The following is a 12,168-nucleotide window of genomic DNA, read 5'->3' on the forward strand; positions in this document are numbered from 1 at the left end:
GTCCTCCTTTACTCTAAGCTAAGTGCCCCGTCATCTGATATATTTACATCAACACCCCACGCACTCTTAATTGCGTCCTTTGCATTGTGTGTCTGTACTGCATCAACAGTTGCCTCCAGCACAAATTGCGCACCATCATATTCATAGGTAGTAGTGATGGTTGTAAGTCCGTTATCATCAGTCTGTGATGTCTGACCCACAATGGCTGCAATATCGCCGGATATACTGATTTTGTCTGTAAAATCAGTGGATGTCTGACCTTTTTTTAAAATAGAATTGTAGTAAAATACATTTCGCTCTGTAGTCTCAGCACTCTTATCCTCTGTCCAGCCATCGTTTGTAAAGTCAATCTGTATATTTGATGGATCAAGGTTTGAAAGCTTATCACCTGTCTCCTTGTCTGCCCAGTAATGCTGCACAGTCACTCTCACATACTCATCTATCGAGCCGCTGTTTTTGACAGCAAGCTTCTCATCGTACTTTTTGTCGAGAATCAGTTTTTCATCTCCGGCATTCTTTAGCATATCTCCAAGCAGCACTCCTGTTGCCTCGCTCCAGTCATCATCCTTATGCTTATAGTCACGCCAGCTCACATCATTGCCATTCTCAGTCAAAGTAACACCGATGGATTTGATGTCAATCTGAGCCAGATAATTATCACTCATATATGTAAGAGTCGCTTTTGTAGATCCAATCGTCGATGCTGCAAGCATTATCGCAGAGGATGCTACAAGTATAATTGGAAGTTTTCTCTTCATTACTCTTCGCCCTCCTCTTTATCATATTGTGCTGTCGCATCCCATTTTGCATCAGGTGCGACACACGGATTGCCATTCTCATCATATGTGACAGGAGCACACTCCTGAACCACAACTACATTGAAGCTGGTCTTTACCTTTTCACTAACTGTGATAGCTGCAACAATCGGCTCGGTTTTGCCACCAACCGGCACTACCTGACTGTAATACCAGTAGCCATCATCTGAAAGGCTCCAGTTTGAGCCTGATGCCTGTATATCAAACTGGCTTGCTGCAATTACCTTTACCCTGACAAAACAGTCTGCTTTTCCTGTATTCTCAATCTCAATAGTTTTCTTCCAGTCCTTAAACTTCTCCTTGACATCAGTTGTAGGACCGATATCTACTGAGATACCGCCCTTTGCCGTAGCATAGGTTGTAAAATATGCCAGTGTCGGTTTAACTGAAACACCACAGACAATGAGTGTAGCAGCAAAGGCTGCACATACAAGAATACGGTGATTTCTATTAAGTTTTTTACAAGACTCTGATAATTTTTTCATTAATTCTGCACCCATTCCCATCCGGTTCCGTCATACTCAAAATGGTTTACGACACCGGTACTATAAATCAATTTGTCGTTGTAATCGTTTGTGAAATCAACATCTGCGGTCTCACCGGCCACAATCTGTGTCTCTATGCTGTCTGAGGAGGTCACCTGATAACTGCCAGCGGCATATACCTCCTTTACTATCACCCTTGACCCTGCCGGAATATTGTCAATAACTACGCTCTTAGCCCCTGTACTGTCAAATCTGATTGATGCGATATCTGAAAACACCACATTACCATCCCTGTCGTAGGCCTCAACATCAAATGCAAACACTGGCTCACCGAGTGCTGTATTGTATGTCTTTAATGTCTTGTTAATCTGTAAGCTTCCCATAAGCCCGGTCTGTTCAGGCTTCAGCTCGATATCGATATCATCATATATCCATGAATCTGAGCCGCTTCCTGTCATAGCAAACTCATTATTAGGAGCCGAAACCAGATAAGGCACAAATGTGTATCCAAATCTTGCCGAATTAGCCGGCTTTGCATACACCAGATACAGTCCCGTCTTAACGCCTGTGACGTTTCCCCTTCCGTTTGAAACATCTATTACCTCATCTGCTGTCAAAGAACCTTTGTCTGCAATGTCCGCAGCTGTCTTTGCCATCTTTTCCCAGTCATCTGCGGTAGTTTTACTGCTGACATCTGATATAGATTTAGCCAGCTCATCAAACTGCTTCGTTGCAGTATATACATCGTTCTCATCTACATCTGCCACTCTGTAAAGCTCTACGGGAAAATCCACAGTATACAAATCCTCCCATGTATCAGGGATATCAACTGTTATAGAGCATTTCTTATCAATATCAATATGCGTCCTTGCAAAAATGCTTCCACATGGCAGAGAAAACAAGGCTATCGCAGCTATAGCTATACTGACAGCTCTTTTTAAACTATTGTGCATTTTTCCTCCTTCCTGATTCTATCTGAATCTATACAATATCGTTTTACTAAGTATCTTACAAATTATAATATACAAAACCAGAAACAGAATGCCAAGCACTATGGCTTCATGTAACGGCTGTACCTGCTTTACATCCTCGACAATAAGTCCCTGTGCATCATTTGCAATCCTGTGGCCCCTGATAAGAAGCCTGTGGGAATTCACACCATACGGTGTACATGTAATAAGTGTACAGTAATCCTGCCCTTCCTCAATCTTTAAGTCATTAAGCTCATCAGGTAAAACAATCCTTATCTGATCAACCTCGTAGGTCAGTGTCTCGCCAAGCACATACAGCTTAAATGTGTCACCCTCTGTCATCTGGTCAATATCAGTAAATAGCTTAGATGACGTAAGTCCTCTGTGTCCTGAAACAGCACAATGTGTGCTTGCTCCGCCAACCGGAAGCGATGTACCCTCGATATGGCCAACACCTATCTGAAGTATTGTATTGTCTGTGCCGTGGTAAATCGGCAATGAGACATTGATGGACGGAATCTCAACATAGCCCATGACTCCTGTGCCAGATACATCAAGAAGACTTTCATACTCTGCTTTATCCTGATCTGACATTTCATAACGATCCTGCTTACTTAAAAGCTTCTCATTATATGCCTGTGCAGCTTTTCGCATCTCATCAAGCTTTTGCTCATCCGTGTTGTCTACCGCATCAACGTAGCTTGCAATGGCTCTGGACTGATGAAATGAATTCCAATAATCACTTACTGTCGGATATAGCAGTAAGGACAACCCTGCGATAAACACTACGCCAAAAAGAATAGTAGATAAACGTCTTTTCATAGTGCTCTCCTTACTGTTACATAAACTCTAAATAAAATCTATTATAGCTGCCACAGATTTATAACCTGTGGCAGCATAATATTTAAAACTAAATAGTGCCAGTCAGATATTAATTATCTAACACGCTTCTTTGTTACAAGAACAATTCCACCACCGATAACTAAGATAGCACCAATTACGTAGATTGCTACACGTCCGGCACCACCAGTTGAAGGAAGAACTGAACCCTTGTTGTTTACTACATTTGTAGATAACTCACCCTTATCAAGCTTAACACCTAAATCAATAATTGAACCAGATGCTACATCTCCTGTAAGATCTGTAAGCGTTGGATTATCACTAGACTCGTCATGCTTTGCAGAAATTGTAAATGTCTGATCCTCGATTGAGTTGTATCCGTCAGGTGTCTTTGTCTCGCGTAATACGTATGTACCATCATCTAAGCCTGTGAATCCGAATACTGTTCCCTCTGTATTAGTAGAAAGAATCTTCTTAACCTCTACAAGCTTAAGCTCCTCTTGTCCGTCAACCTTTACTTTCTTGAAAAGTGAGAACTCTGCACCTGTAAGTGGCTTATTATCTTTGTCAACCTTGTTTACAGTTAACTTGTAAGTAAATACGATAACCTTGTCTTCAGGAGTCGTACCTCTGTCTCCCTCACCACCATTGTTAGGGTTGTTAGAGAACTTAAGACTAACTTTATTTGGGTTTCCGGCTGCGCCGATTACCGCATTCTCGTTAAGCTTTGCTGTATACTCAACAACAATCTGATCTGAGTTTTTAGCGCCAAATGCTAAGATATTGTCACATGTAAATGTAAGTGTCTTAGCTGTTGCATCATAGCTAGGTGTGAAATAATCTGTAACATCCTTCTCACCTAATTTAATTACTGCATCATTGTTGTAGTCAAGTCCTTTTGAAAGAGTATCATCAAACTCGAGAGAGTATGCCTTGTAGCTTTCAATGTTGTTTGCTAATGTAGCTGTGAGCTGGAATGGAACATCATCTCCGATATCGTAATCGGCTGAATCCTGCCAATCTGTTGTCACGCCTGTTGTGTCGTTTGTATCCTTAACCTTCTTCTCTACAGAAGGAACATCTGCCTTTACATTTGCAACTACATCATCTGTAATATGAAGAATGAACTCTGTGTAAGATTCCTGACCCTGTAAAGAATTATCCTGATCTTTGATAAGGTAGTAACCTGGCTTAAGGTTGCTGATTACATTCTTTGCATCCGGATCTGTTACTGTAACTGAGCCTGATGCTGATGCTAAGTTTGCACCAATAATCTGCGCCTGCTCTTTAAGCTCTGAAGAGTTGTTACCAAAACCACCGAGTTTTTCAGCATAACTAGCAGCATCACCGCCGAGAGCAGTCTGTCCTGCTTCTGTAATGCCCTCTCCCCACTTTATGTTAGAAAGAGTTGCTTTATCTGCTGATAAATCACCAGATAAAATCTGATAAGCCTCATAAGTGTGTCCTTTGACAGCCTTGTTAAGTGTAAGACTGAATGTGTTTTGATCTGCGTTTGGTGCTGCAAATACAGTTACACTCATTGCAAGTGTAAGAATCATAGCAAGCACTAATGCAATGCTTCGTTTGATTGTTTTCATTTCGCATTCTCCTTTTTTTATAATACTTTTTGTTTTTTATAGAAAAGTGTTATTGTAGCTATCGCAATAAGCACAACTCCACTTAACATATACAACCATCTGTTACCGCTTCCACCTGTTTCAGGAAGCTTATACTCATTGAGCTTATTTGTAATCTCAATAGTACCTGAGTCAACAGCCATATTCTTTCCCGGTGCCACATTGGCATCAGTTCTGTTAATCACTGTTCCATCTGTATTCTTAAATACATAAGAAACATCATAGCCTGACATACTGTTGTTCTGATTTATTCCAACCTCTGTAACATAATACTTATAGGTTTCGCCTGTTATATGACCTATATTATCTGTCTTTTTCGTAGGAAGGTCTTTGAATTTATAAGACCAGTTTCCATCTTTATCCGGTGTCACTTCTACGGTATCACCGTATTTATCATCATTTCCTGATGAATCCACCCGATGTAACTGTAAATAAATACTTCCATCTGTCTTATTTATAGGTTTGTTATTGGAATCAACCCAATTTTTTTCAACAGAAATTTCTGTTGTTGGAATAGTCTCATCACCGATATATACTATATCATAATTGTTTGCCAGACATTTTCCTGTTAAGCTGTTATTTGGAGCTGCCACAGGATATTTATCTTTATCCAGCGAACTAAAGTAGAAATATGTTTTTTCCGGTTCTTCTGGAAGAACATAGCCACTAGGAGCCTTTGTCTCAACAACATAATACTGTGTGTTATATGTCATTGAATTTTTATTAAAGACAATCTCTATCTTACCTTTATCATCGGTAACATATTTATTAACATAGACATATCCTTCTGGTGTTTTCGTAGTATCTGTACTGTTTGGATCATATTTGTAAACATCAAACTCTGCATTCGGCAATAACTTTCCGTTATTTCCCTCTTCTGTCTTATAAAGAATAAACGAATTATTCTTATATACATAAAACGAAGAATAAGATTTAGTGTACTCTAATTGAGTGTTAATATCTGTTTTACTATTATCAACACCTTCCAGTGAAACGGCATTAGATACATTAAATTTAGGTTTTGAATCATTATACTCCTGTAGCAAATCACCCTTTACACTATAAGTGTATGTCAACATTATAGCTTTTCCATCAGGGACAATAGCATTTATTGTTTTGCTTGAATACTCCCATTCATTTGATGCTTCCTGTGAATCATATGTCCATTTACAGTCAGATATCACCTCACCAGGTTTGTATGTTCCATCGTCCTGCTTGATAGCCTCTCTGAACTTAACTGTACCAGGCATCAAATCCACCTGCCAGCTTACCCTAGCATTTTCATAAGTTATTTTTTTGTACGACAAAACATCTTTTAAATTTAATGGCCTACCACCATCCAGATATGTCTTGCCCTCCGGATTTATAAGAACAGTATAATTCAACTTATGTTCATCATCATTCCAGCTTCCGTTTTTGCTTATAACTTTATCTCCTGAATCCGGAATATTTTCATTATCCTGCTTTGGTTTTGATATTATCTGTGTCTGGCTAGATTCACCAATCTTATCATTATTGTCCGATTTAGCAGAAGCTGTATTCTTGTACACAAGCTCCTTTCCTGCCTCCAGGGTTTCAGCACTATCAGCCTTACATTTGTAAACAAGGAAAATTTTAGAACCTTCTCCCCAGCCACGAACCTCTGCATCTTTTGGCTTTTCTACAGTTGTAGTTATTACCTCACGACCATTGCTTGTATCTTTTTTACATGAAGTATTAATTCCCTCAGAATAGTAATTTTTGCCATTTAAATTTTCTACTTTATAGCTCTTGCCATCCAATGTAGGGTATGTAAAACCTTGGTCTGAATTATTGTATTTTAACTTTACAGTAACATTTTGTACGCTGATGCCCTCCGGCATATTATCAGTGATTGTATATTTGGTTGCATTTTTATCCATTGTAACCATTACAATCCATGTGAGCGTTCCGTCATATCCTGAATCAGTGGTCTTTACATATGTATCTGCTGTATTGTTATTTCCATCACTCTTAACAATTGATGATTTAATATCTTTTGTCGTTTTAAAAGAGTCATTTGCATTAACATTCCAGAAATTTACGTTGTTCTTAAACTCGAGTTCGCCACCTGCTGAATAGTCTGCATATGATTTATATTTTAAAGTTACTTTATAACCATCTTTATTGCTATTAGAAGGTACAAACTTATCTTTAAACTCAAACGAAAATCTGGTAAACTTAGCATCCGTTTCGCTATTAAGAGAATAAAAATCATACTCATGATCGCCGGATTTTACTTTAAAATTATATATCGTATCGCCAAAAATGTTTTTTGCCTTATCAAATACATCTTTAACCTGCTGATAAGTCATATAATGAGCCGTATTGTCTGAAGTATTATTTGTCAGTTCATCAACAAACCAAGCCCCTGCATCCGCTCCGGTTGAAGGAATGGTAAATGTCGATTCCCAACTGAGCTCATACCTGTTATTCTCAGTCTCTTCATTATGGGCAGTCAAGTTCTTTGTAACTTTTACATCTCTATGAGTTCCCGGAACATTTACTCCGGCCCATTTGCTAAACGATATCTCTTTGTTATTGAAATTAACCTGATTATTAACAGGCTGGTCATAGCTTTGTGGTGTGACAGATGTTTCATATGTAATAACATATGTACTGTCATTTTTATTATCTATAGCCACAAAGTTAATACCGCTAATCTTGCCTTCTTTGTCCTTTTGGATTTCAGCACCTTTACAGTCGGTATCCTGTTCAGAGCTTATTTTAAAATTCTTTGCATCCTTAAGGCAGTTATCTGTCAGTACAGCCCCAACAATATCATTTCTTTCTTTATTAACAGTGATTGTCCACTTGACAGTCTGACTGTCTGAGTCGTATGCACCTGTTTTATCAAGATCATCTCTCGTGTATTTAATAACACTGCTTGATGTATCAATAACCTTTTCATTAGACTTTTTATTTATTGATTCACCGGTAACCTTGTTAGACGCCTGTGACTCATTTCCACTATCGCAAAGAGATGTGTCATAATAATACTTGTATTTTATCTGGCAGCTTTCACCGGCATTAAGCTTAGGCAGCGTTGCTGTAAGATTATATTTATGATTATTATTGTCATTATTCGAAGAAGCCGTAACATTAGCAGTATATTCACCACCAACCTGCTGTCCGTTTTTAGTTATTGTGTAAGTAAACTTTGATGTATCAACAGACATTTTGCCGGCCTCCAACACATCATTTAAAGTAATAACATCCGGTGTACCTTTTTCAGATGAAACATCAACAACATACTCAGCATATTTGCCATTGTCATCTTTCTTAAGCGTATTATCTGTTGTATTTGACTTTTTAACGGTAATATCATAATTAGCGCTGTGGTTCTTATCCCAATGGATATATTCCTTGCTTATATCTAATGTAGCATCTCCGCCTATCTTAACAACAACATCACCATTGTCCTTAACTTCACTATAGCCACTTGCGCCAAATGTCGCACCACCTTTAATTTCAGTAGTGTTGCTTTGTATGTAATCATCAGCAAATTTAATCAATACAGAAAATGTACCATCATTGTTTTTTATAAAGCGATAATTACAAAACTTATTGCCGCTTTCGTCTGTATATGAATGCCAGCCATCACAAACCGCATCAGGAATAGATATATCCTGTCCATAAGTCATATAATAATTCTTAATTATATTTCCGCTTTCATCCTTGAACTCACCCTCGCCTATGGCGAAAGACATATCAACCTTATAATTAAATGTCTTTCCATCCCATTCTACTTCAGGCTGATCACCTTCAAGCTTCACCACCGGAGGATTTTTAAGCTTCCCCAGATTGGTATATGTTTCCTTCTGTCCATCCACCTCGAACTCGTACTTGTTCTGATCTTCTGCAGATGCAGGTTGTATAAGTCTGTACGCAGTAATGCCCAGCACAATAACAGCCATTGAAATAATAAACGTAGCAAGCTGTCTACGTCTTCTCACTCTTTTAAGCCGTTCTTTGCCGAGACGTTCCATATCCTTATCCATTCTGCATCCTCCTTTCATAGAGTTATATAATTCCATTTGCTTAATATCTTAATCGTTATTTTACAGCTAACATATTACACCTTTTTGGTCACACAGCGGTCACACGGGACCATAAATCTGATTTTTCTACTTTTTTACTAAAAAAAGCTAAATATTTTTAGTCAACTTTGCCAATTTTAGACAATGGCCATATGGCAAATGTGACTCTTCCGACTACCTGTTCCTCTGAGATACAGCCTATAGCTGTATTTCTTGAGTCAAGCGATACGCTTCTGTTATCGCCCATCACAAAAATTTTCGACTCAGGAACCTGATAAGGGAGCTCTATATTGCAGTCTCCTAAAGCCTTTTCCTTCAAATACGGCTCGTCAATTGCAATATCGTTTACGTAAACCGTGCCATCCTCTGATATATTGACCCAGTCACCCGGCATCGCAATAACTCTTTTTACAAGTATCTTGTTATTGTAATAAAAAGCTATGACATCTCCTGTTTTAAAGTCATGCCCCTTTGATGCCATAAGCACCTGTCCCTCCTGTAACGTCGGTGACATAGATGTTCCGGTCACCTTCAAAATAGGAAGCCACAGGTTTGCGACCAATATTGCTGCCGCCGCAACTACCACAAGTGTTCCTACGGTATTGAAGAGTGTTGCTGCAAATTTGTTGTTATACTTCACTCTTCTCAGTTCCTGACGCAGCTCCTTTATGCCAAGATCATCGCTATAACGGTCATAGTCGTCTGTCATGATACTGCGATAGCCCGATGTATCTTCAGTCTTCTCAGCACTTTTATTCTCAACTTCTTTATTCTCAACTCTGTTTTCTTCTGAAGCCTTCCTTGATATTTCCTTTTCTATATGTACAGATATATCCTCCGGCCGGTTTTCTTTTTTAGTCTGCTGATATTCCTTCTCTATTTCAATATTTTTTTCTATATCAGGAGTTATGTCTGGCACCGGTGTTACATATTTGACCGGAATTATTTCCGCTATTTCCTGTGATATATTTTCATCAACATTTTGGGTCTGCTTATGTACCTGCGTTACTTGTTCAGATGACTTAACAGATGTTTCCATCATCTGTGCCAAAAGTAAATCAAGCTTATCCTCATTGGTAAGTGGTTTCTGTTCGACATCCTTCAACTCCTCATCTTTGCTTAAATCCATTACATCAATATTATTTTTGCTTTCTGCAACAGCTGCAGTATTGTTATGATTAATCTCTGCAACTACCTTTTTATTGTATTCAGCATCTGTGCAGCTTTTTGTCGAATTTGTAAGGTTAGCTGATTTATTCTGCTTAATTTTCTTCTGTTCTCTTTTTTTTCTTAGCTCAATGTACTTTACGGCAACTCTTGCCAGAGCATATATTGCCTTTTTATATATTTTTTCTATCATTCTTTTGTCCAATTATCCATTTCATAACCACAAAATATTGCTTCTATATTATTTTCTTGTCAGATTATTTGAAGCCATGGATATTACGGCGGCAAATTTCTGGATTTCCTCTGTTGCTGACGTGAGTTTATTAATTGCAGCATTGATATCACCAGATGTCTTTACCTCACGCTCAAGTGTCTGAATATGTTTTTTTGTCTCGTCAAGCTCTTTTCTTAAGTGTTCAACCTCTTTACTTCTGTCTAAAAGCATCTCTAGCAGCTCACTTCTGCTCAGCTTCTTTAATTCTTTTGCTTCCATATTCATAATCTCCATATATCAGAACAACCAAAGAATAGCTTACTATATCTTTGGTTGTCATTTGTCATCTATATTATATCATAAAATTTGATTTCTGATATGTTTTTATATTAATTTTTGTGACCTAATTCCTAATTTTGTATGATTTCACAAAATACACTTTCAAAAAAAGTTGTAATTGCTTTTTTTTAGCCTCATTTAACAAAAAATATCGTTAGTTTGTACAAAACTAGAATTCAAATTTCTTTGCAAAATAAGCATCAAGCTCATCAATTGCGATACGCTCCTGCTCCATTGTGTCACGGTCACGTACTGTCACACAATGGTCTTCCTCTGAGTCGAAATCATATGTCACGCAGAATGGTGTTCCGATTTCATCCTGACGACGATATCTCTTTCCGATTGTTCCTCTGTCGTCATACTCACAGTTGTATGTCTTTGAAAGCTGTGCAAATACCTTTTCAGCACTCTCATTGAGCTTCTTTGACAGCGGAAGTACTCCAATCTTTACAGGTGCAAGTGCTGGATGGAAATGGAATACTGTTCTGACATCCGGCTTCTCCGGTGTACCGATATCCTCCTCATCATAAGCTGCGCAAAGGAAGGCAAGTACTACACGGTCTGCACCGAGTGATGGCTCGATAACGTATGGCAGATATTTCTCATTCTTCTGGTCATCGAAGTATGTAAGATCCTGTCCTGAAACTTCCTGATGACGTCCGAGATCATAATCTGTACGATCCGCAATGCCCCAAAGCTCGCCCCATCCGAATGGGAATAAGAACTCGATATCTGTAGTTCCCTTTGAATAGAAGGCTAACTCAGCAGGATCATGATCACGCAGTCTCATCTCATCCTCCTTGATTCCAAGAGAAATGAGCCAGTCACGGCAGAAGCCTCTCCAGTACTTAAACCACTCAAGATCTGTTCCAGGCTCGCAGAAGAACTCAAGCTCCATCTGCTCGAACTCACGTGTTCTGAAGGTGAAGTTACCAGGTGTAATCTCGTTACGGAATGACTTACCAACCTGTCCGATACCGAACGGAATCTTTTTACGGGATGTACGCTGTACATTTTTAAAGTTTACAAAGATACCCTGTGCAGTCTCCGGACGAAGATATACTGTATTCTTAGCATCCTCTGTAACACCCTGGAAGGTCTTGAACATGAGGTTGAACTGTCTGATATCTGTGAAATTATGCTTGCCGCATGATGGACATGGAACATTGTGCTCCTTGATGAAATCTACCATCTGCTCGTTTGTCCAGCCATCAACTGATGTCTCAAGCTCAATACCATTGTCCTGCGCAAAATCCTCGATGATTTTGTCGGCTCTGAATCGCTCATGGCACTCCTTACAATCCATAAGCGGATCTGAGAAGCCTCCGAGATGTCCTGATGCAACCCATGTCTGAGGATTCATGAGGATGGCACAGTCCACACCTACATTATAAGGATTCTCCTGGATAAATTTCTTCCACCATGCTCTTTTTACATTGTTTTTAAGCTCTACGCCCAGGTTTCCATAATCCCATGTATTTGCAAGACCTCCGTAAATTTCTGAGCCCGGATATACAAATCCTCTTGCTTTTGCTACCTGTACGATTTTGTCCATGGTCTTTTCCATAATTCTTGTTTCCTCTCTATCTTACTTATGATTTATTTGTATTCGTAACTGTCCAGTACCTTCACAGCTGTAAGC

The 12,168-nt window shown here is 38.9% G+C and carries 9 protein-coding genes; all 9 read right to left on the reverse strand.

Annotated features, from left to right (window positions below):
• Nucleotides 1-8 precede the first annotated feature (8 nt).
• Nucleotides 9-758, reverse strand: coding sequence for a hypothetical protein (locus EUBREC_RS08375; protein WP_012742701.1), 750 nt, complete (start codon nucleotides 756-758; stop codon nucleotides 9-11).
• Complete coding sequence (locus EUBREC_RS08380) at nucleotides 758-1,300, reverse strand: hypothetical protein (protein ID WP_306718453.1); 543 nt, start codon at nucleotides 1,298-1,300, stop codon at nucleotides 758-760. The genes EUBREC_RS08375 and EUBREC_RS08380 overlap by 1 nt, the downstream gene beginning before the upstream one ends.
• Entirely contained in the window at nucleotides 1,300-2,253 is a 954-nt protein-coding gene (locus EUBREC_RS08385; protein WP_012742703.1) for a DUF5979 domain-containing protein, read from the reverse strand. Before EUBREC_RS08385 ends, EUBREC_RS08380 begins: the two co-directional genes overlap by 1 nt.
• An 18-nt stretch (nucleotides 2,254-2,271) precedes the next feature.
• Nucleotides 2,272-3,093 (reverse strand): class C sortase, encoded by an 822-nt coding sequence (locus EUBREC_RS08390; protein ID WP_012742704.1) that lies wholly within the window; start codon nucleotides 3,091-3,093, stop codon nucleotides 2,272-2,274.
• Nucleotides 3,094-3,206: 113 nt separating this feature from the next.
• Entirely contained in the window at nucleotides 3,207-4,709 is a 1,503-nt protein-coding gene (locus tag EUBREC_RS08395) for an isopeptide-forming domain-containing fimbrial protein (protein WP_012742705.1), read from the reverse strand.
• Nucleotides 4,710-4,726: 17 nt separating this feature from the next.
• Nucleotides 4,727-8,767 carry a SpaA isopeptide-forming pilin-related protein gene (locus EUBREC_RS08400; protein WP_015569345.1) on the reverse strand — a complete coding sequence of 1,347 codons (4,041 nt, stop codon included), beginning with the start codon at nucleotides 8,765-8,767 and terminating at the stop codon, nucleotides 4,727-4,729.
• A gap of 157 nt (nucleotides 8,768-8,924) precedes the next feature.
• Nucleotides 8,925-10,166 carry a signal peptidase I gene (gene lepB, locus EUBREC_RS08405; RefSeq protein ID WP_012742707.1) on the reverse strand — a complete coding sequence of 414 codons (1,242 nt, stop codon included), beginning with the start codon at nucleotides 10,164-10,166 and terminating at the stop codon, nucleotides 8,925-8,927.
• A gap of 48 nt (nucleotides 10,167-10,214) precedes the next feature.
• Nucleotides 10,215-10,466, reverse strand: a complete 252-nt coding sequence (locus EUBREC_RS08410; RefSeq protein WP_015516470.1) for a hypothetical protein — start codon at nucleotides 10,464-10,466, stop codon at nucleotides 10,215-10,217.
• Nucleotides 10,467-10,695: 229 nt separating this feature from the next.
• Nucleotides 10,696-12,093: a glycine--tRNA ligase gene (locus EUBREC_RS08415; RefSeq protein ID WP_012742709.1), complete on the reverse strand. Its 1,398-nt coding sequence runs from the start codon at nucleotides 12,091-12,093 to the stop codon at nucleotides 10,696-10,698.
• Nucleotides 12,094-12,168 lie beyond the last annotated feature (75 nt).

The organism is Agathobacter rectalis ATCC 33656 (assembly GCF_000020605.1).
GTDB classification, from domain to species: domain Bacteria; phylum Bacillota; class Clostridia; order Lachnospirales; family Lachnospiraceae; genus Roseburia; species Roseburia rectalis.